Annotated in this window: 9 protein-coding genes and 1 tRNA gene; 2 read left to right on the top strand and 8 right to left on the bottom strand. The window is 62.6% G+C overall.

The genetic code is table 11. The annotated features are described in order from the left end of the window. Both ptsP and mgtE read left to right on the top strand, forming a co-directional pair. Entirely contained in the window at positions 1-1,725 is a 1,725-nt protein-coding gene (gene ptsP / locus ABE093_RS03775; RefSeq protein ID WP_430759505.1) for a phosphoenolpyruvate--protein phosphotransferase, read from the top strand. Between the two features lie 85 nt (positions 1,726-1,810). Beyond that, a complete protein-coding gene (gene mgtE, locus ABE093_RS03780; RefSeq protein WP_430759506.1) occupies positions 1,811-3,175 on the top strand; it encodes a magnesium transporter in 1,365 nt (454 codons plus the stop codon). 5 nt (positions 3,176-3,180) lie between these two features. Here mgtE and ABE093_RS03785 read toward each other — a convergent pair whose 3' ends face one another. The 8 genes from ABE093_RS03785 to ABE093_RS03820 all read right to left on the bottom strand — a co-directional run bounded on the left by ABE093_RS03785 (position 3,181) and on the right by ABE093_RS03820 (position 24,647). Continuing rightward, entirely contained in the window at positions 3,181-4,824 is a 1,644-nt protein-coding gene (locus ABE093_RS03785; RefSeq protein WP_430759507.1) for a prealbumin-like fold domain-containing protein, read from the bottom strand. Between the two features lie 264 nt (positions 4,825-5,088). After that, positions 5,089-8,454 carry a prealbumin-like fold domain-containing protein gene (locus tag ABE093_RS03790; RefSeq protein ID WP_430759508.1) on the bottom strand — a complete coding sequence of 1,122 codons (3,366 nt, stop codon included), beginning with the start codon at positions 8,452-8,454 and terminating at the stop codon, positions 5,089-5,091. 406 nt (positions 8,455-8,860) lie between these two features. After that, positions 8,861-10,894, bottom strand: coding sequence for a prealbumin-like fold domain-containing protein (locus ABE093_RS03795; RefSeq protein WP_430759509.1), 2,034 nt, complete (start codon positions 10,892-10,894; stop codon positions 8,861-8,863). 134 nt (positions 10,895-11,028) lie between these two features. Beyond that, the gene (locus tag ABE093_RS03800) at positions 11,029-13,023 is read right to left on the bottom strand and encodes a prealbumin-like fold domain-containing protein (RefSeq protein ID WP_430759510.1); all 1,995 of its coding nucleotides are present in this window, start codon (positions 13,021-13,023) and stop codon (positions 11,029-11,031) included. 132 nt (positions 13,024-13,155) lie between these two features. Next, positions 13,156-15,012: a hypothetical protein gene (locus ABE093_RS03805; protein ID WP_430759511.1), complete on the bottom strand. Its 1,857-nt coding sequence runs from the start codon at positions 15,010-15,012 to the stop codon at positions 13,156-13,158. Between the two features lie 107 nt (positions 15,013-15,119). Next, positions 15,120-18,890 (bottom strand): hypothetical protein, encoded by a 3,771-nt coding sequence (locus ABE093_RS03810; protein ID WP_430759512.1) that lies wholly within the window; start codon positions 18,888-18,890, stop codon positions 15,120-15,122. A 17-nt stretch (positions 18,891-18,907) separates the two neighbouring features. After that, the gene (locus ABE093_RS03815; protein WP_430759513.1) at positions 18,908-24,013 is read right to left on the bottom strand and encodes an OmpA family protein; all 5,106 of its coding nucleotides are present in this window, start codon (positions 24,011-24,013) and stop codon (positions 18,908-18,910) included. 558 nt (positions 24,014-24,571) lie between these two features. Continuing rightward, a tRNA-Lys gene (locus ABE093_RS03820) sits at positions 24,572-24,647 on the bottom strand. Between the last annotated feature and the right edge of the window lie 25 nt (positions 24,648-24,672).

The following is a 24,672-nucleotide window of genomic DNA, read 5'->3' on the forward strand; positions in this document are numbered from 1 at the left end:
ATGCGGCGCGTGTACCAGGCGCAACCGGCCGCGCGCGGCAGTGCGCTTGGTCGCGCCCGCGTGGTGCACACCCATCCGTTGCAGATCCGCGAGGAACGCATCCGTGCCAGCGATGTCCCGGCCGAACTTGCGCGCCTGCGCTCGGCGATCGGCGTGGTGCGCGGCGAGATGGCGGCGCTGCGCGAGAAGCTGCAGGACACCCTGACCAAGGAAGTCCGCGATCTGATCGACGTCCACACGCTGGTGCTGGACGACCCCGAATTGCTGCGCGGCCTGAAGTCGCTGGTGCAGGACGAGCTGTGCAGTTCCGATTACGCCCTGCGCCTGCAACGCGACCGCGTCGCCGAGGCCTTCGCGGCGATGGATGATGCCTACCTGCGCGGACGCATGGAAGACATCGACCAGGTGATCCTGCGCATCCACAGCGCACTGCACCAGCGCGACGCCGAAGTCGCCGGTGCCGCCGGCGACATCCTCGTCACGCCCAGCGTGGCGCCGGCCGATCTCGCCCGCCTGCCATCGCAGGGCGTGCTCGGCATCGTCACGATCGCTGGCAGCGCCTATTCGCACAGCGCCATCCTCGCGCGCAGCCTGCACCTGCCGATGGTCAGCGGATCGGTCGAGGCGCTTGCCGACATCAACGACGGCGACGTGCTGATCGTCGATGGCGACACCGGCACGATCATCGTCGAGCCATCCGCCAGCGACCTGCGCCAGCACCGGGTCAAGGCGCGCGAGGAGCAACGCGAACGCAAGGCGCTGCAAAAGCTGCGGCGCGAACGCACCCGCACCCGCGATGGCCAGGACATCGAGTTGTGGATCAACGCGGAAACCCGCGAGGACATCGCCACCGGCCACATGCTCGGCGCCAACGGCGTCGGCCTGTATCGCACCGAATTCCTGTTCCTGCAACGCGACGAAGTGCCGAGCGAAGAGGAACAGTTCCTCGCCTATCGCGACGCCGTGCTCGGCATGGCCGGACGTCCCGTCACCATCCGAACGCTCGACATCGGTGCCGATAAGGCGGACCGCACCGGACTCGCGTTGACCGGCGAACCCAACCCCGCGCTCGGCGTACGCGGCATCCGCCTGTCGCTGCGCCGCCCCGACCTGTTCGACGATCAGTTGCGCGCCATCCTGCGCGCCTCCGCCTACGGACCGGTGCGCATCCTGCTGCCGATGGTGTCGGGACGCGAGGAGATCAAATCGGTGCGCCTGCGCCTGAAGCGCCTGCATGCTGAACTGTCGAAGACGCATACGGCGATCCGCGAACTGGTGCCACTCGGCGCGATGATCGAAGTGCCTTCGGCGGCACTGTCGCTGTCGCGCTGGATCGGCCTGGTCGATTTCGTCTCGATCGGCACCAACGACCTGGTGCAGTACCTGCTTGCCGCCGATCGCGGCAACGACGCGCTGGACGACCTCTACACACCGCTGCATCCGGCGGTCTTGCGGGTGCTCGCCGACATCATCCGCACCGCCCGCTTGCGCGGACGCCCGGTGGCGATGTGCGGCGAATTCGCCGCCGACCCGCTCTACGCACCGCTGTTGCTCACGCTCGGACTCGAGCAATTCAGCATGCATCCGTCGAGCCTGCTGGAAGTGCGCAAGGCCGTCCGCGCCACGAGCTATGAAGCGCGCCGCGCAATGCTGCCGCACCTGCTGCGCCTGCAGGATCGCGCCGCCATCGAGCAATGGATGCAGGACAATCCCGCCGCGGGGTGACGGCGGCAACCTTCGCGGGCGATAATCGGCCCATGAACGCCTGATCCGTCGCGCCTTGGCGCGGCCGCCCAACGGAATCCGCGCCTTGGCCGAAATCCTCCGCCACGACAAGACTGCACGACAGCTGCGCCTGCTCAGCGACGCGCTGGACAGTGGTCGCCTCGGCCCCGTGCGGCGACTGGTCAATACGCTGTCGCCGGCGGAAATCGGCAACCTGCTTGAATCCCTGCCACCTGCCAAGCGCAGCGTGGTCTGGGGACTGGTCGATCCCGAGGACGACGGCGAAGTGCTGGTCCACGTCGGCGAGGAAGTCCGCGAAGGCCTGATCGCCGACATGGATCCCGACGAACTACTCGCCGCGGTCGAGGACCTCGACATCGACGACCTCGCCGACCTCGCCGAGGATCTGCCGGACACGGTCGTCGACGAAGTGCTGAAGTCGATGGACCGCGAGAACCGCGAGCGCCTCGAACAGGTGCTGTCCTACGAGGAAGACACCGCCGGCCGCCTCATGAATCCCGACGTGGTCACGGTACGCACCGACACCACCGTCGACGTCGTGCTGCGCTACCTGCGCCTGCGCGGCGAATTGCCGGAACACACCGACCACCTCTACGTCGTCAGCAAGCGCCACCAGTATCTCGGTCGCATCGCGCTGCAAGCCTTGCTCACCCACGATTCCAACACGTCGGTGAACGAATTGATGGACGGCGAACAGCCGGCCATCGACGTCCACGAGACTTCCGACGAAGTCGCGCGCCAGTTCTCCAACCACGACTGGATCTCGGCCCCGGTCGTGGACGACAACAACATCCTGCTCGGCCGCATCACCATCGATGACGTCGTCGACATCATCCGCAACCAGGCCGAACACCAGGTGTTGTCGGCCGCCGGCCTCGACGAGGAAGAGGATCTGTTCTCGCCGGTGCGTCGCGCCTTCCGCCGCCGCATGCTGTGGTTGACGATCAATCTCGCCACCGCGTTCCTGGCGTCATCGGTGGTCGGCCAGTTCCAGGGCACCATCGCCCATCTGGTGTCATTGGCGGTATTGATGCCGATCGTCGCCGGCATGGGCGGCAACGCGGGGACGCAGGTACTCGCGCTGATGGTGCGAGGTCTTGCGCTCGGCCAGATCGGCTCCAGCAACGTGATGACGCTGGTGTGGAAGGAAGTCCGCATCGCCATCATCAACGGCATCGGAATCGGGATACTGCTCGCACTGGTCGTGCTGCTGTGGTTCCGCGATCCGATGCTCGCGCTGGTGATCGCGATGGCGCTGACCATCAACTTCACCGCCGCCGCCTTGGGCGGCGTGTTCGTGCCGGTGATGGTGAAGCGCATGGGCTTCGATCCTGCCCTCGCCGGCGGCGTCATCCTCACCACCATCACCGACGTGATGGGTTTCCTCAGCTTCCTCGGGCTGGCAACGATCTTCCTGCTGCACAACTGACCGAATCAGTTGACGCTGCAAGTCACGGTGATCTCGTAGAACTGTCCAGCCGTCAAGGTCGGCAATGCGTATCCGTTCACCGTGTCTTGCAGCTGCGCAATCGTCGGCGTGGTTCCAGCCGTGCACTGCCCCGGGCTTCCCGAACAGGCGACCGCCGTCTTGGTCAGGCCTGCTGCAGCCGGATCCTTGAGGATCGCGCCCGTGGCGGCGTCCGGTCCGCTATTGGTGACGCGGATGGTGTACGTCGTGGTACTGCCGGAAACGACGGATGTAACCCCATTGCTCTTGGTGATCGACAGATCCGCCGTGAGCCTCCTGTTGGTGATGGTGCAGGTGACGATATCGCCACCGGCAATCGTGACGCTATTGCTGCTGACGGCTGCGCCACCATTCTTGCTGCAGGAGTACAGGCTGGCGGCATATCCGGTCGGTGTCGCGCTTTCGCTCAATGTGTAAGTGCCCGTCGTCACTGATGCGCCTGTTACCGCGGCCGAACCCGTTACGCCGGAAATGATCGTCCCGCCTCCGCTCCTGGTCGCGGTCAACGTCCAGTCGGTAGCCAGGTTCGAGCCCCCACTTACCACCTTGACCAGGGTGAGCGTCGGGGGATTGGCATTGACGAAAGTACAAAGGATGTCCTGATTGGCCTGGTAGGCCGCCGCAGCGATGGTCAGGGTCCTGTTGCCTCCGCCGGACTGCGACGACGCAACGGTGTTGCCATTCTGGTCCTGGCAGGACGCCGATTGCAGGGTCCAGGCACCGCCCGGATTCCCTTCGACAACCGTGATCGCTTGGCTATTGTTCGGGATCGCAGCGGCCGGGACCGGCCCCGTGATCGGATTGGACGTGCCGGTATTGAGATTCAGGGTTCCGGAAAAACCATTGGTGCTGGTAAAGGAGAAATTTTGCGTGCCCCCCAGCGATTGTTTCCTGACTTGCAGGGTCGCGCCCTTGATCGACCAGGCGAACTCCAAACCGTCGCCGGAAGTACCGGTCAGCGCATTGGTGCCTCCCACTGACGTCACGGTAAACGTCAGTGATGTAATGCCAGTCCCATTGAATCTCACCGACCCGCAAGCAGTACCACTGCTGCCTGTCGCCGAACTCGTGCATTCGCCGATGCCATCCGTCGTTCCGACGATGCTGCGCTGAAAACTGTTCCCGCTCAGCTGAAACGCGCCGTTTCCCGCGAGTTGCGTGATGGTGACGGGGCCACCTGATGCGCTTGCGCCACTCAGCGTCCAGACCGTGGAAGTCGGCGTATATACGCCCGTATTCAACAGATCGGTACCGCCACCCAGTCGATCCACGTGCAGGACCGGATTATCGACAGCCTTGCTAAAGGTCACCGTGATCGTCTTCGAATACCCTGCCACGCCGATGTTGTTGAACGTCGGAGACAGCGAGGCATTGCCATTCACTGCCGCACCGTATGGGTTCGACCAGAAATTCGTTGCGTTCAAGAAATCCGTCGAATACGTCGCAGCGGAACTGGCATCCGTCCATGTCACGGTCACGCCATTGGCTGTCGCCGTTCCGCCAGTCGCACTGGTTGTCCAGGTTCCGGTCGTTGCAGCCTGTACTTGCAATGGCCCGAACAGCCCCAGGCCAGCAATGACAACGCACCGCCATGCATGTGCACGGGCCATATGGCCGGCACCGGTCGCCCATGACTTCCGCTTGTTCCAGTTGCTGAAACCCCCCCCGAGAGCCGCGGCAACCCTTGTACCCGCGGACCGAACCGTCCCCATTCCGGCCATGAAATCTGAACTCACATAAATGAACAAAATAACTTGTTCATTTTGCCATCCCGAAGCCTATCTTGCGGGGAAATGGGTTGAATTCTTCAGATAGGGAGACGTCGTTCTCGTTACATATCGCCAAAAAATCGATAGAGCGCTCCTATCGACTCGTCAGTTGACGTTGCAGGTGACCGTGAATGTCGCGGTGGAGTTCGCCGGCATTGTCCCCATCGTGACACCGGACGTCAGGCTCGTCACCGTGAGCGGACCGGCGGGACAACCCGTGCCGCTGCATGTCACGGCATTTCCAGGCGGACAAGTCAGGCCCGAAGTGGGTGTGTCCTTGACGATCGCACCCGTTGCCGTAGCCGGGCCGGCATTCGACACCGTGATGGTGTAGGTGGTGGTCGCCCCCGACACCAAGCTGTTCGCTCCGTTGGTCTTGATGATCGACAGGTCAGCCTGATTGCTGTCGTTGTTGTTGATGGTGCAGGTTGCATTCTGGCCGGAAGCCAGCGTCACGCTGCTTCCCGACAATGTCCCCGCCGTGCAACTCCACGGTCCGGCCACGTAATTGGCCGGGCCACTTTCGCTCAACGCGTAGGTTCCCGTCGGAACCACCGCATTCGTCACCGTGCCCGAACCCGTCGCACCTGTGATGGTGACTGGCCCCGTCGCCGTCAGCGTCCATGCAGTCGCCAGCTGCGTGCCGCCGTTGTCGTTGGTCACTGTCTTGACCAGGGTAAGGGTCGGCTGTTTGGCGTTGGTGAATGTGCAGGTGTAATTGGCGCCGGCCACCACGGATGCCGCGGGAATCGTCAATTGTCCGGTCGCGGTATTGGCGGTCACCGAAATCGCGTTGTTGGCGACATCGGTACAAACGATCGAACTCAACATCCACCCTGCGGGAATGGTTTCGGTCAGGCTGCTTGCGGTATTCACGGCCGCCAGTGTGTAGGTGGTCGAAGTTTGCGGATTGGTCGTGGTGGTATCCAGCGTCAACGCTGCCGGCAAACCGTTGGTTCCGCCGCTGAAACTGAAACTTCCGGTCCCGCCATTGGACAGTTTCTTGATCGTCACCTTGGGAAAGGCACCATTGGTGAACGTGCAGTTGATTTGATTGCCCGTCACCACACCACCCAATACCACCTGCCTGCTGGCCAAGGTGACCGTGGCGGATGGCGTGGTTGCTGTCGTCAATGCAGTACCCGTGGCCAGGTTGGTGCAGGCGATGCTTTGCAGGAAGAATCCCGCCGGTGGCGCATTTTCGCTGATGGTGACATTGGCGCCCAGCAGGGTGATTCCAGTGATCTGGGTATTGATCGCCGCAGTGCCGCCGCTGGTGGTCAAGGTATGGGGCGGCGTGGGAGTGACGCCGACCGGCAACACGCCCAATGAAGCAGCCGTTTCGTTGAAGGTAAACGTGCCGTCGCCTCCCACCGTGTTCTTGGTGATGACGATGCTGGCGTTCTTCGTGTTCGTGTAGGTGCACAACACGTCCGCGCCAGCAGTCAGGGTCACGTTCGCGGTCGCCTTGGGCGATCCATTCAACGCACCGTTGCTGATGGTGTAGGCGAACGTGCTGCCCGTCGAACCCGATCCCTGGTTGGTACAGGTGAGATCCGTCACCGAATACGCGGACGTGGATGCCGAGGCAAGCTCGTTGACGCTGATGGCAGTTCCCGAAGGAACACCAGTGAACACCTGGTCGGCGAACAACGTTCCGCCCGAACCCGCGGTACTGGGGTTGAGTGAGAACGTCGTGACTGCCGGCGAGGGGATACCGCTCTGACTGAAATCGAACGACGTGCCCTGCCCGCTCGGAACCGATTTGCGGATGGTCAACTTGGCCGTCCCGGTATTGGTGACGGTACAGGTCACGTCGCTGTCGCCGGGAACGGTGAAGCTGGCGCTCAAGCCACTCGCCGTCGTCGTGACCACGCTGTTGTCGCTGGTCTTTCGACAGACGAACGTTTGCACGTAGGAGCTCGCACTCCCCGAAGTGAAGGCCTCGGAGATCGTTGCCGTCGTGCCGATCTGGATCGCGCCGTTGGGCGTCGCGCCGCTCGCCGGTGCCGTCGATGTGCCACTGGCGACCGTCGCCGGCGTCGCGTTTTGCACGGCCAGGCTCACTGCGTTGCCGGAGATGGCATTCACCCACTGCTTGGTCAACGACACATTGCGTGCGATGGCAAGCGTCGCGCAGATCGTCGGCGGATTGATGAAACTCAGGTTGGCGATGTTGGCTGGGCAGTTCTGCAACTGATTCGCCGTCACCGTACCGGCCACTTGAACATTGACGGTGATCGTGCACGAAGCGACCGCCGGCAGGCTGCCGCCGATCGTGAACGAAGTGCTGCCTGCGGCTCCACTGGTCAGGCTCGCGGTTGTTCCGGCGGTGCCTGCGCTGTTCAGACAGGTGCCGCCAATCGTCGTATTGGCCAGGGTCAAGCCTGAGGTCAGGTTGTCAGTGAAGGACCATCCTGCCTTGGCAAGGTTGTCGCTGGTGTTGGTCACGGTGAAGGTGATTTGCGCCGTGCTTCCAGGCGTCACCATCGCCGGGGAAAATGCCTTGCTCAGACGCGGCGTCACGTCGGTCACGACGATGTTGTCGAACCCGGTGTCGTTGCCGAATTCCGCGCCTTGGTTGTTGATGACGCGGAACCCAAGCTGCGTACCGGTGAATTTGACGGCGGCATTGGCCGGTACTTGTCGGACGGAAATATTTGACGGGGATGAGAACGGCGATATCTGGAGATTTGTCACCGAGATCGTGGTCGCTCCGACACAGGGATCCTGCGGCGTACCGATGTTCACCGGACTGTTCGGGGTTGCGGCATCGAACAACTGGAACTGCAATTGCGGAGGATTCGTGCAATTCGCCGCACCGACGACGATCGACATCGTGTAGTAATGGTTGCCGGTGACGGCGATAGTGGTCGGCATGTCGAACATGCGACCGTTGGTATTGCCAGTGCCGAGTGTGCCGCAGGTGCCAGCCGGACATTCGGTGTAACTGCTGACGATGTGATTGTGATCGATGTTGCTGTCGGCGTTCGGTATCCCCGCATTGATGAGGAATTGCCCGATGCCGCGCGCCAGGCTGCGAATCGCGTTATAGGACTGCGAACCAGCCGCAGGCCGGCACTTGCCGTTATCGAGCGATGTCCATGGCAGTTCGGAACCACTTGCGGTGGCTGCGCTTGAAGTCGTGGAGCCTGCCGTTTGGTAGTCCCCGTTGGCCGCGCTCAGGACAATGCCGTTGCAGAAATTGGCATTCGCCCACTGTGTCGACGCCGAATACGTCATGCCGCTTGCAGCGACGTATTGGATTTCCCCGGCCGCGATGGGAGGCGCCAGCCCTTTTTCACCGGTTGTCGTGTTGTCCGGATTGTTCTCGAAATCTTCCTTGAACACCACGGTCTGCGCATGCGCGACCATCGGTGCGCCAACCATCACGGTCACCGCGAAACACAATCGGATGAATGCCAGCGCCAGCCGCCCGGAGAGTTTCGGTTGGAATGTTCCTTCATTCATGTCTGGCTGCCCTCGCAACGAAAGAGCCCACACGCGTCCAGCATTATTCACCGGATTTTCCATCCTGATTCATCTCGATCTGTGATTTGCCAACTCCGCCACATCGGGAATGCGGCGTTTTCTCCACTCTTCCGCGCAAGCCATTCCGACCGGATCTGCACCCGACTTTCCGGGGGCCGGATCGGGGGGATATCAGTCGATTGGCGCCGGAGCTGCAGGCTCCGACTTTGCGGTTCTTGTTGCGCGATTCATCGCATCCTCAACCCCGAGGAATGCGATGCCAGCGTCTTCGTGGGGAACTACCGTTGCCCTTGGATTAGCCTCTCAAAATCCACATGCGCAGCACGTGAATTTTTCTCTTGCAGTTGCGAACGCAGTGTTCGCTTCGTGCGAACAGATACGGCTATCAGTTGACGTTGCAGGTGACCGTGAATGTCGCGCTGGTGTTCGCCGCCATCGTGCCCATCGTGACGCCGGACGTCAGGCTGGACATCGTGAGCGGACCGGCGGGACAGCCGGTGCCGCTGCAGGTCACGGCATTCCCGGCAGGACACGTCAGGCCCGAGACCGGCGCGTCCTTGACCACTGCACCCGTGACTGGCGCAGGACCGTTGTTGTTCACCACCAGCGTATACGTCGTGCTGGTCCCAGAAGTCACCGTCGTCACACTGTTGGTCTTGGTGATCGAGAGGTCCGCCTGATTGGTATTGGTGAACGTACAGACGATGTTGCTTCCGTATGCCGTCGCCGCGGCATCCAGCAACACGCTGCCGCCGCTTGCGCCATTGATGGTCGGCGTCGCCGTACCGCCTGCGCCCAGTCCCGTGCAGGTGATCGATTGCAGGATGAACCCGGCTGGCGGTGCGACCTCGGTGACAGTGGTGGCGGTCAACCCTGCCGTCAGTGTTTGCGCGGCGCCTGCTTGTGGGGTTCCCACCGTGGCGGTCGTGATCGCCTGGTTGGCGATCCCGTTCGTTCCGCTGAAATTGAACGTGCCCGTGCTGCCCAGGCTGGTCTTGCGGACCGTCACCGTCGGCAATGGGCGTTGGGGATTGCTGAATGTGCAGGTGATGTCATCCGCCGCCGCCGCGGTCAGCGTGAAGCTGGTGCCGCTTCCGCTCGGAAGCACGGTGGAAGATCCGGCAGTCGCATTGCTGCAACTGATGCTCGGGTTGTAGACCGCCATGACGGTCGTGCCAGCTGCGGCTTCGCTGAGGGTGTAGCTCCCACCGGCATCGCCCGGATTGAAGTCGGCGACGCCCGTCGCGGTGGTGCCACTACCCGTGGTGGTCACCGTAGCGGTGGTATTGCTGGCGTTGCGTGGGCCGGACACCGTAAGCGTGAACTGGTCGGTCGCCAGCAAGCGCCCACCAGGCAGTGCTTTCTGCAAGCGGATGCGCGGGCGGGAATTCGTCAGCGTACAAGTTGCCTGCGTGCCGCCGGGCACCGTCGAGAAGGTGACCTTGTTGCCGCCCGATATCGTGCCGGTGACGCCGTTGTCGCAGGTGGCGGAAGTGAGGTTGAATCCGGTCGGTACCGTTTCGGTCACCGTCACCGGATTGGCATTGACGAAAGAAGGCTGCGCGCCAGCCGTGCCCGTATCGGCGTCGTAGGCGACTGCCGTCGCACCTGCCGTGGTGATCGACAATGCGGTCTGGTTCCCCGCAGTCGCCAGGTCCGTATCAAGGTTGGTGCTGGTGAACGCGAATGTGCCGGAACCGATCGGCGTGCTCTTGACCACGCAGAGCGTGCGATCCGCCACGGTCGCATTCCTGAGATAGAAATCGTCGTCCGCGCCCCCCGATCCGGCCGCATTCTGCATGCGGTACATCTTGAACTCCAGAAGCCCGGACTGAACCACGTTGTCCGGCAATTGCATTTGCAGGGTGTTCCAGGTGAACGCCGTGCTCAGGTTCGTCGGCAACGGTGGGTTGTTCCCCGATAGCAGCGTGGCTCCGTTTTGCATGGTAATCGTCGACCCGGTCGTCGGGCCGGGGCGCGTCATGTTTACTCCGCCCTGCCATGTCGAGGTGAAGATGCTTGCATAGACGACGCCCGCATACACCACATCCAGACGAGTCTGGTTGCCATCGACCCAATTGGGCGGCCCGCTCGGCGCTTCGGCATTGTTCCATGCCACATCGAATTGCAGGACCGCGCCTCCGGAAACGCGAGTCAGGTTCTGCGACAACGTCGAACCATTGGCGTTATTGGTCCATATCTGTGCGCCTGCCGGGCTGCCCAGAATTGAAATGGATGTCCATCCACCACCGGCCGTCCAATTCGTGAGGCTGGCCATGGTGGGGTTCGTCGTCCGCTGCGGTATCGCCGTGCAGGTCTGGGCAGACACCGATTGCGCGCAGGCAAGCGCCATGACCAACCACAACACGCGTGTCATCAGGCCACGGAAGACTTCGGATTTGGCTACTGCCTTAGGCATGGTCTCGACTCGTTGCATAAACCGCACTCTGTATTTCCCTGCCATGTCGAAAAACCAGCTTCGGCATGGGCTGCGCATACCTTACAGGCAACCACTGCAAGGTTGCGTAGCAGGGAATTCCGCAGTCCCTGGACTCAATTGACATTGCAAGTGACCGTGAATGTCGCGCTGGTGTTCGCTGCCATCGTCCCCATCGTGACGCCGGACGTCAGGCTGGACATCGTGAGCGGCCCCGCGGGACAGCCGGTGCCGCTGCAGGTCACGGCATTCCCGGCAGGACACGTCAGGCCCGAGACCGGCGCGTCCTTGACCACTGCACCCGTCGCTGGGACCGGCCCATTGTTCTTCACCACCAGGGTGTAGGTCGTCATCGCGCCGGACACCGCGTTGGTAATGCCATTGGTCTTGGTGATCGACAGATCCGCCTGGTTGGTGTTGGTGAACGTGCAGACGATATTGCTTCCCGGTGCAGTCGCCGCAGCATCCAGCAGCACGCTGCCGCCGCTTGCGCCATTGATGGTCGGCGTCGCCGTACCCCCTGCCCCCAATCCGGAACAGGTGATCGTTTGCAGGATGAATCCGGCAGGTGGTGCCGCTTCGGTCACGGTGGTCGCGGTCAAGCCTGCCGTCAGCGTCTGTGCGGCGCCGGCCTGCGCTGTTCCGACCGTGACTGTCGTGATCGCCTGGTTGGCGATTCCATTCGTTCCGCTGAAGTTGAAGGTACCGGTGCTGCCCAGGCTGATCTTCTGGATCGTTATCGTCGGCGCCGGCTTGCGGCTATTGGAGAAGGTGCAGGTGATGTTGTCGGATGCCGCCACGGGGCCTAGCGAGAAGCTGGTTCCGCTCCCGCTCGGCAGCACGGTAGAAGACCCGGCAGTCGCATTGCTGCAACTGATGCTCGAGTTGTAAAGCCCCATCAGCGTGGTGATGTTGCCCGCTGCCTCGGACAGGGTATAGGTGCCGCCGGCATCACCGGGATTGAAGTCCGCGGTTCCTGTCGCGGTCGTACCGCTCCCTGTTGTCGTGACCGTGGTCGTCGTATTGCTTCCATTGCGTGGCCCGGACACCGTCAGCGTGAACTGGTCCGATCCCAGCACGCGCCCGCCCGGCAATGCTTTCTGCAATTGAATCCGTGGCCGGGAGTTGGTCAGCGTGCAAGTCGCCTGCGTGCCGGGGGGCACTGTCGAGAAAGTGATGAGATTCCCGCCCGATATCGTGCCGGTGACGCCGTTGTCGCAAGTCGCTGAGGTGAGGTTGAATCCGGTCGGCACCGTTTCCGTCACCGTCACCGGATTGGCATTGACGAGCGAAGGTTGCGCACCGCCGGTGCCGCTATCGGCATCGTAGGCGACCGCCGTCGCTCCGGCCGTGGTGATCGATAGTGCGGTTTGATTGCCCGCAGTCACCAGGTTCGTGTCGAGATTGGTACTGGTGAACGCGAATGTCCCGGAACCGATCGGGGTGCTCTTGACCAGGCAGAGCGCGCGATCGTTGACGCTGACGTTACGCAAATAAATATCGTCCGTCGCATGCCCGGAATTGCCCCCGGTCGCCTTGTCTTCCGTGCGACGTATCGCAAAGGTGAGATTGCCCGACTGCGCTACGTTGTCCGGCAAGGCAAATGAAAGAGTCGTCCACACCAGATTGGGATAGGTCGTGATTCCGGGCGTCGGTGTCGAAATCGATGTTGCACCATTCGATAAGGTAACGGCCGCACCAGTCGACGGCCCTGGTGCAGCATTGGCCGTACTGCTCACGAAGGGAGATGTCACGAAGGTGAGGTAATCGGTGACAGTGCCGGCGCTATTGACGTAGCGCACCACCAATTGCGTCTGGTTACCGTCCCAATCCTGCTGATTCGACGAGTTCTGGCCGTTGCCGTTGTTCCATGCGATGTCGAACGACACCACTGCGCCACCCGATACGCTGGTCAGCGCCTGGGACAGGCTATCGAACCCGCTCGGCGTGACTTGACCTGCTCCGGACCACTGATCGCTCCAATGTTGAACACCGAGGCCGGCGCCCGCCGACATGAAGCCTTGCTCGCCAGTAGGGGCGTTCGCCACGGTAGACGCTGTCCAGCCGGCAATGTTCTGGTTGGCCGTCGTCGTCTGTCCTGTGACGGTCAATTGCGGATTCGTCAGCACGCGCTGAGGAATCGCTGTGCAAGTCGACTGCCCCCACGCGGATGGCACGACAAATGCGATTGCAGCCAGCAAGAACGGGCGGGCATATCTTCGAACGTTCATGGCAACATCCATTTAGTTGACGGTGCAACTGAACGTCAGCGTTGCCGACGAACCTGCCGCCATCGTCCCCATCGTGATGCCGGACAGCAGATTGTTGACGGTGATTGATCCCCCCGGACAACCGGTGCCGGTGCAAGTCACCGTGTTGGTCGTCGGACAAGTGATGCCGTTGACGGGACTGTCCTTCACGATCGCGCCTATCCCGGTTGCGGGGCCATTGTTGCTCACCGTGATCGCGTAGGAAATCGACTGCCCGGAAACCACCGGGCTGGTCGTGGTTTTCTTGATGATGGAAAGGTCCGCGACGTTGCTGTCATTGTTGTTGATCGTGCAATTGGCGACGTGCCCGTACCCCAGCGTCAGGCTGCTGCCGGACAATGTCCCTGCCGTGCAGCTCCAGGCACTGGCGACGTAATTGGGCGGCCCGCTTTCCGATAACGTATATGTGCCCGGATCGACCACCGCATTGGTGACCGCAGCCGATCCCGTGGCTCCGCTGATCGGAGTCGGACCGGACGCGCTCAAGGTCCACGCCGTGGCCAGCTGCGTTCCTCCGTTGTCGTTGGTCACGGTCTTGGTCAGAGTGAGCTTGGGCTTGGGCGTAGGCACCTTCACCACGGTGGATGGCGCAGTTTGCGTGCTGGTCGTGCCGCCTGACGTGATCGGATAGGAGGCTGTCGCCTGGTTGTCGATGGTGACCGGCAACGGCGCAGCGCCCACCGTGACCCTGAACTTGATCACTGCGGCACTGCCTGCACCGACCAGGATCACGCCAGCGGTGCGTCCACTGCCGTGGATCTCGCGCGTGCCGGTACTGGCTGGCGAATACGGCATGGTGCCCGCGGGCGCATCGGCCACCGCGCCGCCATTGAGCGTGGTCGAGTTCGCGACGTATGTCGTGTTCGAAGGAATGGCATCGCTCAGCGTCGCCGAATCCGAAGGCAACGTGCCGTTATTGGTCACCGTGATGGTGTATTCGAGAATATCGCCCGGGCTGGCCAGCGTGGCCGGCGTCTGGCCTTGGGTGATATTCGAAACCGTTTTCGTGGTGCTCAATGCCGGATTGACGTTCGGCGCATTGCACGAAGCAAGATCCAGCGCGGCGCCATTGTTCGAATAGCCGGTCACCGTACCCAGATTCGTGCCGACGGTATTCGGCGTGGACAGGTCGATGGAGTAGACCGTCGTGGTATTGCCGGTAACCACGGTGCTCACGAGCTTGCCCGCGGTATCGAATGCCAGCCCCGTTGCGCCGGAAGGTCCGTAAGTCCCCAGGCTGCGTGCAGTCAGCGTGGTCGGATTGATCAGATACAAATAGGTCGATGCACCGCTGCTGCCGAGCCAATACAGGCGACCATTCGCATCGGCAGCCAGGTCGCCGGCGGTCATGTTCTGCCAAATGGAATCACCGGCGCTCGGAGTGATCACGCCCAAATCGGTGACCACGCCCAGCGTGTTCACGCGGAACAGATGCTTGGTGGTGCCATTGCCGACGTAATAGATAAATCCGTCAGGGGCCCCGCCCGGGCCCGACCCACTGCCATAGCTCAACCAATTGTTGGGGGCATAAGAGACCGTCGACATACCGTCATAGCTGCGGACGGTATTGTTGCCGCCATTATCGAAATAGATGATGCCGGTAGTCGCCTGGCCGATGCCATTGAGACTCTGCCCGGCCGACGATACGAACGTTGCGGTGGTCCCGCTGAGGGTATACAGGTTTCTCGAGAATGTGCCGCCATTGATGATTTGCGAGGAATAGACCGGGCCGCAACTCAGCAGTGCCGCCTGTACATCGATGCCACACAGCATCAATGCAAGTCCCAGCAGGGCATATGCAATGCCCTTCCATTCCAATCGTTTGATCACCCGCACCCCTCTTCTCCTCACGACAATGCGGGCATCGATGCACTGGTCATCAACCCGGTCTTGCCCTGCGTCTAATCGATGTTGCCGACAAGCGACATCTTCGGTCCTCAATAACTGCCGACCACATTCAGGAACCAGCCGCGATGGCGGTAACTGAAATCGGTGAGGTTGTCGCTGAAATCGGTGAAGTTGTAGCCGACACCGACACGCAGGCCCTTGGTGATGTTGCGGTCGATGCCGAGCAGCACGCCCTTGCGGATACCGCCCTTGTCGACACCCAGCCAGCGGTATTCCGCGAGCGCATTCCAGTCGGTATGGATCAAGCCGTAGCGCACCTGCACCGCGCCGAATGTCGCCGAGGAGCTTTCCCAGGCACCAGTGAAGCGGCCGAAACGGACTTCGCCATCGCGACGCGCCAGCTTGCCGGAGAACTCCCAACGCGGCAGCGGGTGGTAGATGCCCTCGATCGAGAACACGCGGCTCTGTTGGTCGTAGTACGCGGTGTCGTTGCCGACCTGCGGCAACGCCGAGACGTCATACAGATAGGTGTACTTGCCGAGCAGCGCGTACTTGGTGCTGTTCCACGGACGCCAGGCGAAGCCGACATTGCCTTCGACGAAACGCGCACCGGCGATCGACTGCGTCTGGTCCTGCGTATCGGAAATATTGAGGCGCCCGGCGAAGCGCAGGCTCTCGTTCCACTTGTAGTTGAACCAGTTGGTCGTCACCCATTGGCGACGGCGTTCGGCGCCGGTGTCCTTGCGCCATTCCAGCTTGCTCTGCCACTGCGCGATCGGACTGGTATAGCCGCCGGTGATGCTGATCGCCTGGCGATCGGTCTTGCCGTCGGCCTGTTCCAATGATCCCTGCTGCAGGGTGAACCCGGTGTTCCAGCCCTGCGACGGGTAGAAGTTCATGCCGAAGGTATGGGCAAGACCGGATTGATTGGGCGCCTTCAGGAACTGGCTTTCGTTGAAGACGTTGACCTTGCTGTTGAGCTGCCAGCGCTGGCCCACGGTCCAGCCCGGCGTGACACTGGGATTGAACAGCGGGTCGTACTGGGTGGTGTCGGTCGAATAGGTGTAGTTCGCGTACAGCGTGTGGTTCTGGCTGACGCGGTATTCACCGTTCACGCTGACCGCGTTGCCGCGATCGCCGACTGTCGCTTCACCCCCGATGTTCGAGAGGTTGCCGAAGATGTACTTGGCGCCCGCCGTGAACGCATTGTTCTTGGCGTACTTGCCACCATCGTCGTCGAGCGTGACCTGGCCGATGCCGTAGATGTCGAGCGAGGTCCCGATGTGCTTGGAATAGCGGGCGGCCAACAAGGTGCCGACGCTTTCGACGCCATTGGTCCGCTGGTCGACGCGACGCAGTTCGGCGCTCAACAGGGAACGCTCGTTCAAGCGCCAGTCTGCCGTCAATTGCTCCTGTTCGAGCAGGTCGTTGCCGCGTTCGGCGCGGCTGACGCGTGCGTACATCCGCAGCACGTCGCTGACATCGCCCAGCACTTCGGCGCCGACTTCATGCACGGGTTGGCCGATGCTGTAGCGCGAGATCGAATATCCCGCGTCGACATCACGCCACCACGCGCCCGCGGTCCATTCGCGCTGGGTCCAGCCGAGTTCCTTGGTGTTGATGCGTGCCTCGACCGCCCGCGCCGTGCCGCTGCCGTTCGCCGGCTGCGCTGCATTGGTCTGGGTAAAGCTCAAGCCGCCGTTGGTCGAATAGAAGATCGGCGCGCTGGTCGCCTGGGTATGCGTCTGCTCGATCTTGAGGTAAGTGCCCCGCCCCGCCTGCAAGGTGATGTCGGCACCCGCCATGCGGTAGTCGTCGCCCGCGCGATTCTCGTCGACATAGGTGGCGCCAACGCCGACGTGATCGCCGAACCAGTGCTTGACGCGCAGGCCGGCGGCAACGTCGTCGGCCTTGAAGCCGGTCGGCACGTATTCGTAATCGACCATCAGCAATTGCGTATAGCCGGTCAGCGGCGTATCGCGCGTCAACGTGTGCACGTTCTCGCTAGCGACCTGCGACAACGGACGCGTCAGCAGGATGCGGCCCTGGTAGGCATCGATTTCGTAATCGACGCCGCTGACCATGGTGACGCGGTTGATCACCGATCCCGTGGTGGGATCGCGAATCTCCAGCACGACCTGTTCGGAACCCGGCAGGATGCCGGTGTGCTTGAGGTAGTACAGGCTGCCGCCGGTGCCGAGGAATTCGCTGTGGCCGGGCGCGCTCTGCGCCTGCGAACCGAAGGCACGCAACACGCTGCTCGGCTCCGCGTACTTCGTCGTGTTCTGCGAACGCCACGCCAGCGCAGCGCCGTAAAGATCGCGGTTGTACTGGGCGTACTCGGTACCGGTCAGGCCGGTGTTGTAGTTGCCCCACAACGCCTGGTTCTTGTCCCAATCGACGCGCAGGTACAGTCGACCCATGGTATCGACGTCGCGATACGTGGTGGAGTCGTCGCCATAGACCGGGTAGTACGCATCCGGATCGAGCTGGCGGAACACATCGGTCGCATCCGCTTTCCAGAATCCGGTGAACAGTTGCGAGACCTGCTTTTCCCGCGTGTCGGCCTGCGCCGTCCACAGGTATTTGCCCTTGGCCTTGCCCTTGAGATAGAACGCCAGGCGTCCTTCCAGCAGGCTGTCCTTGGTGTATTGCGGCTGGTTGGCTAGCGGTTCCACCGATCCCGAGACGCTGTTGCCCGAGAGGGTGAAATCGGCGATGCCGACACCGAAGAAATAACGCCCGGTCACATCGATGTCGAGCTTCTTGCGGGCGCCACTGGCATCGCCACCCTTGCCGACCTGTACGTCGAATGCGTAGTGGCCGATCGGCAGCAGGTATTCGGAGACGAACTTGCGCTCGAGATCGACCGGCATCGATTGCCCGTTGATCGTCACCACCTGCTGATCGGGAACGTTGCGGCCCTGGATGCGCACGCGCGATCCGTACACCGGAATGTTCTGCAGGCGCAGCGTGTTCTGGCCGAACACCTGCTGGATCTGCAGCATTTCGCTGGCGGCAGCGTCGGTGAGCGGACGCTGCCCGTTCTGCACGGCCTGCGCGGTGGTGCGCTGCTGTTGCACCTCGAGTTCATCCGGGCGCACCAGCTGCATGCGGCTGGGATAGGTTTCGTCGTAGGTCTTGTCGTCCGACCATGCACGTACGACGTAGATCAGTTCGTCGCCAACACGCAGCGGCGCACCGGTGGAGGCATTGATGCTGCCATCCCACTCGCCTTCCATGATCGCGCCGAGCTTCAGCGGAATCGTGGCCAGCGGCGTGACAAGATCGTTGTCGCTGCCGCGGAACACCACGACTTCGGCGCGCTTCATGAACGCCGAATAGTTGGTGCTGCCGTAGAACTTCACCGGCTTGGTGACCTTGCTGCCGTCGTAGGCGACCAGGTTGTTGCCCGACACCGCCATTTGCGGCTGGCCGAGACTGGGATCTTCGGTCGCCCAGATCACGCCGCCGTTGGGAAGCTGCACCGACCATTTGCCCACGGCCGTCGCCTTGCCGGGAAGCGCCACCGGCTTGGCCGGCTCGTCGACCTGGATCGTGACGCGCCGGTCGGGCTGCAATGCCTTGGACGTCGACTTCTTGTCGGTTCCCTGCGTGACCGGCTGGTCATAGCTGCGGGTACGCAAACGGAAGACCAGGCCATCCTTGCTGCTGCAGCTGTCGTCGTTGCATTGCAACGCCGCCTTGTCCGCAGGCTTGTCCTGCGTCGGTTGTGGCGCAGTCGCTTGCTGCGCATCCGCAGGGGACGCATTGCCGGTCAACGGCAATGCGCTCTGCGCATGCACCGAGGCGCTCATGCCTGACAGTGCGCACAGCAGCGCGTAGTCAAGCAGCTTCATTTTCGTTCTCATCTTCTTCATGGCCCGCCCCCCTGGTTACCACGTTTCACATCGACGGGGGCCGTCGGATCGTCTTTGGTTTCGACGCGGACGTTGGCGCGCGCCTTCGTGCTCAATCGCTTGGCCAGCGCTTCGTATACCGCCTTCGCGCGACGCATGCCGAGTGCAGTGTTGTAGGCATGCGAGGCGCGGACGTCGGTATGGCCGACGAGGGCGATGACGCCACCGCCGCGCTTCTCGAGACCGGCGGCAACCGCGTCGAGCAGGGGCCCGAACTCCGGTCGGATGTCCGACTTGTCGGTATCGAACAGCACAGTCCCCAGCAGCGTTCCCTTCGCGTCGACGCCAGCGACCAGCGTCGCGGGATCTTCCATGTCCGTACGCGTGTTCACCACCAGCGCCTTCGCCGATTCGGGATCCAGCGCGGCCAGGAGTGCTTCCTTCATCGCCAGCGCACGTGCATAGGCCAGAGCGCCGTTCTCGCCATTGGCATTGATCACCACTTCCGCACCCTTGTGCTCGCGCACGCCGGCAGCCACCTGTTCAATGGCGGACTTGTACTGCGCACGGATTTCCGCACTGCCCGGGGCGAAGAACACCTCGCCCAGCTGCATTTCCGTCAGGGAAGTCTCGCCTTCGATCACGGCCTGCGGCAGCTTCACTCCGAAGTCGAAGCGGACCGGCAGCCCCGGGGTCAGCCTGCGCACCAATGGGTTGTCGGTGGTGAAGGTGGTGCCCGGCGGCAGCGTCGACGGATCGACCTTGAGGATGAAGTTGCGCCCGCGATCGCCACCGCCATCGATGGCAGCGATGTGGTAGCGGCCGAACTGATCGGTTTCGACCAGCAAGCCTTCCACGCTCGCGATGCGCACGCCCGGGATGCCGCGTTCGTCCACGCCCGCATTGCTGATGACGTAGTCGACCACATATCCCTGCGCATCCTGGGCAACCTTGCGCTCCACCTTCAGGTCCACCGCATTCAAGCCCTTGGCGGCATCGCCGCTGGTCTCGACGCGCGTCTTGCCGGCGGCATCCATCCGCACGGTCACGCCTTCCTTCGAGGTCAGCACGAAGTCGTCGTTGAAGGCCAGTTCGCGCAGACGTTGGCGGATCACGACCTGATGGCTCGACACCGGGTCGGCATCCGACTGGCGGCCCTTGAGTTCGCCCAAGGGGATGCCGTGCAGCATCGGCGAGCTATGGTCGGCTTCCGGCTTCGGACCATCGCCATGGTCGACCGTGGTCGAGTTGGCGATGTAGGCATCCGGCGAGAATCCACCCTGCACCTTCAGGCCCGAGGCATCGGCGGAATCCTGCCAGCCGTCGCCATCGCGGTCATCGAACACGGTGCCGAGGATCAGGCTGTCGTCCGTCATCGGATCGCCCACCACCTGGACATTGGCGGTGGCGACATTGGACGCATCACGGCCGCGGTCCTGCATCAAGGCTTGGTTGGTGTAGGTGCCCGGATGGACGCCCGCACCCACGCGCAGCATGTAGGTCACCACCGCACGCTGACCGACGTCGATGTCGATGCCCGACACCGTGAGCGAGCGAATTGCGATCATGTTGGCCTTGTTGTCGCGATCGACCACCGTCATCGACTTCTCGACGTAGCTGAAACCTGCCGGCGGCGTATCCACGAGCGTTGCGCCATTGACCGGCACGCTGCCCGTGTTCTCGATCGTCAGCGTGTAGCGCACCAGGTCACCGACATGGACATTGCTCGGCTGGGCCGTCTTGGTCACGCGCATCGATGCCGGCGCAGTCACCACCACCGTTGCCGTGGTGTTGGCGCAATTGGTCGGGTTGATGCGGTCGCAGATCGTGTACGGATAGACGTACGTGCCTGCGGGCGCGCCCGGCTTGACCGTGATGGTGCCATCCGGGTTCATCGACAGCGACGGATTCGGACTGGTCCCGGGCGTCAGCGTCACCTTGGTGCCGATGTCACCCGTCGTCAGCGCCACGCCGTTCAGCGTGTCATTGACGATCACGCTCGGCGTGTTGCCGCCGGTCGTGCTGTCGACGGCCGGCATGGCCGGCGCCGCATCCGGATTCGCCACGATCACCGGAGCCGTCACCTTCACCGTCGCCGTTGCAGTGGCGCAGTTGGTCGGATTGAGCTTCTCGCAGATCGTGTACGGATAGCTGTAATCGCCCGCCGGCGTGCCCGGCTTGACCGTGATGGTGCCATCGGCATTCATCACGATGCCGCCCGAGGTGGTCGCCGGCGCAGTACCCGGCTTCAGCGTCACCGTGGTCGTCGTTGCCGGCTGGCCATTCAAGGTGTCATTGGCCAGCACCGACGGGGTCGATCCGCCATTGCCGCCATTGATCGGGTCTGAGCTGTCGTCCTTGGCGACGATCGGCGCAGCCACCACCTTGACGTCGATCGTCGTGGTCGAGCAGTTGGTCGGGTTGAGCTTCTCGCAGATCTTGTAACTGATCTGGTAGTCGCCCGCCGGGGTACCGGCCGGCACGCTCACCGTACCGGTTGCCGGATCCAGGCTCGGCACAGGGCCGCCATTGATCGAGGTCGCAGGCGTGACCACCGTTCCGACGATCTTCGCCGGGTCCACCGGCTGACCGTTCAGGGTGTCATTGCCGTAAGCATTGCCCGCGTTCGGATTGCCGGTGGCACCGTTGATGCCGGGATAGCTGTCCGGAGTCGCCACGATCGGCGCCGCACTCACCACGACAGTCGCATTCGCGGTGTCGCAATTCGTCGGGTTCAACTTCTCGCAGATCTTGTACGAGTAGGTGTAGGTCCCGGCAGGCGTGTTCGGCTTCACCGTGATGGTGCCGTCGGCATTCATCACGATTCCACCCGAAGCCGTCGTCGGCGCGGTTCCCGGCGTCAGCGTCACGTCCGCCGCCTTCACCGGCTGGCCGTTCAGCGTGTCGTTCGCCAGCACCGTCGGCGTCGAACCACCGTTGATGCCGTTGATCGGCGTGCTGCTGTAGTTGTCATCTACCGCATCGATCGGGGCTGCCGTCACCTTGACGTCGATCGTCGTGGTCGAGCAGTTGGTCGGGTTGAGCTTCTCGCAGATCTTGTAGCTGATCTGATAGTCGCCCGCCGGCGTACCGGCCGGCACGCTCACCGTACCGGTTGCCGGATCCAGGCTCGGCACCGGACCGCCATTGATCGAGGTCGCAGGCGTGACCACCGAACCGGTGATCTGGCTCACGTTCACCGGCTGGCCATTCAACGTGTCGTTGGCATAGGCGTTGCCCGCGTTCGGAGTGCCAGTGGCGCCGTTGATGCCGGTGTAGCTGTCGGGATTCGCCACGATCGGCGCCGCACTCACCGTCACCGTCGCCGTCGCCGTCGAGCAGTTGCTCGGGTTCAACTTCTCGCAGATCGTGTAGTTGAACGTGTACGTCCCCGCCGGCGTGCTCGGCTTGACGTCCACCGCACCCGTGGTCGTATCGAACGTCAGTACCGCCGGCACCGTCGAGCCCGCCGCCACCGTGATCGTCACGGTCGACGTCGTCGCAGGCGCACCGTTCAAGGTGTCGTTCGTCAACACCGTCGCAATCGCCTGTCCGCCGGTCGCACCATTCGCCGTTCCGGTGTCGTTCGTGGCCGCGATCGGAGCCGCGCTCACCGTCACCGTCGCATTTGCCGTCGAGCAGTTGGTCGGATTGAGCTTCTCGCAGATCGTGTACGGATACACATACGTTCCGGCAGGCGTACCCGGCTTCACCGTGATGGTGCCATCGGCATTCATCACCAACCCACCGGAAGTCGTCGTCGGCGCCGCACCGGGCGTCAACGTCACCTTGGTGCCGATGTCGGCCGTCGTCAGCACCACGCCGTTCAGCGTGTCGTTGACGATCGTGCTTGCGGTCGTCGCGCCAGTCGCACCATTGATACCGGTATAGGTATCGGCATTCGCCACGATCGGGAAAGCGCTCACCGGAACCGGAGGTACCGTCGAGGTGTTGTTCCCCGGCGTCGGGTCGGTTGTTCCTGCAGGCGGGCTTACCGACGCAATATTCGCGGCGATCGTGCTCGGCGTAGTCGACGGCGCCGTACCCGTCACCATGATCGTCAGGTTGTTGCCAGAACCGGCAACAATCGACCCAGTCAGACTGATGGCATTACCGCTACCGCTAGCTGCCCCGCAAGTGGCGCTGCCGTTCGCAGCACACGTCCACGTGACTCCAGTCAGTTCGGCAGGCACCGTATCGCTGATGACAGCGCCCGTGACATCCGAAGGACCCGCATTGGTGACCACAATCTTATAAGTCACCGTTGAGCCGGTGGTTGCCGGCGAAGGCGACACGAGCGTTTTCACCAAGGCAAGGTCCGCGCTCGCCGCCGTCGGCGTCGTCGTCGTCGAGGTGTTGTTCCCCGGCGTCGGGTCGGTCGTCGTCGTCGCCACAGTCGCCGTGTTCACCACGTTGCCCGTCGCGCTCGACGCCAGCAGGCCCGTGACCGTGTAGGTCTTCGTCGCACCGTTGGTCACCGTGCCGAAGTTGCACGACACCGTCTGGCCGCTCACCGTGCACGCGCCCGCATCCGCGCCGCCCAGCGTCAGACCCGTCACCTCAGCAGGCACGTTGTCGCTGGTCGTCACGCCCGCCGCATCCGACGGACCGTTGTTCTTCACCGTGATCGACCACGTCATCGGCTGGCCAGGCACTGCCGCCGTCGTCGCCGTCTTGGTGATCTGCACGTCCGCCACCGGCGTCACCGTGTCGGTGTCCGTGCCGGTGTTGTTGCCCGGGGTCGGATCCGTGGTTCCAGCCGGCGGCTGCGCCGTCGCACTGTTCGTCACGCTACCGCTGGTCGCGGTCACGTTCGCCGTCACCGTGAACTGATACGTGCCGCCACTGGGGATGCTCGGCGTCACCACGCCCGCGCCTTCCAGACCCGCGATCGTCGGCGCCGTCGTGCACACGCCCGGCGTCGCACTGCACGCCGTCGCCGTCTTGGTCAGACCGGTCGCCACCGGATCGGTCACCGTCGCCGTCGAGGCCGACGGACCATTGTTGGTCACCGTGATCGTGTACGTCGTCGGCTGACCCGCGGTCACACCATTGACGTTGTTCGTCTTCGTCACCACCAGGTCCGCCACCGGCGTCACCGTGTCGGTGTCCGTGCCGTACACGTGCCGGTCCCCGAGTTATATACGCCGGGAGGAGTGGTGGCCTGGCAAGCCGTGCCGGAATTGGTGATACCGCTCGGCGGCGCGATACTCGCGCTATTCGAAACGGTCTGGGCCATCGCGACAGGGGAACCCAGCGCAGCAGCCAGCATGAAGGCAAGCAGAGGGGCAACAGCATTCGCATGCCGCGCACGCGCGAAAATCGCGCTCATCCGATGAACAAATGACACTCCATACCCCCCTGCTAATGCGCACAAACTGGCCGTCCAGCCAGCTAAACGGGCGCCATTCTATCGGCAGGAAATCAATGAAATTTCACATTACTTAGCAAGCCGGTAAGAAATGGAGGCGAAAAAATGGCACCAATTCACAAAAATCAGCGCATGGCGTCATGACTATGTGATGACCAATGCATTCGCGCCGTTTTTCAACAAAATTTCGTCTTTCGAATCTGTGACGGACATCCTCGCGGCTTCCATCGTGTTCTTCACATGGAGCGCAACATGAACATGAATCAGTCATGCTGATTCCACGTTCATCCGATCAGTGAAAGCGACGAAATGGTGGGTCGTGATGGATTCGAACCATCGACCAGCGGATTAAAAGTCCGATGCTCTACCGACTGAGCTAACGACCCGGTCACACGGCCCGGCGTTGCACCG

Origin of the sequence: Solilutibacter silvestris (genome assembly GCF_050574925.1) — a bacterium.
GTDB lineage: Bacteria > Pseudomonadota > Gammaproteobacteria > Xanthomonadales > Xanthomonadaceae > Solilutibacter > Solilutibacter silvestris_A.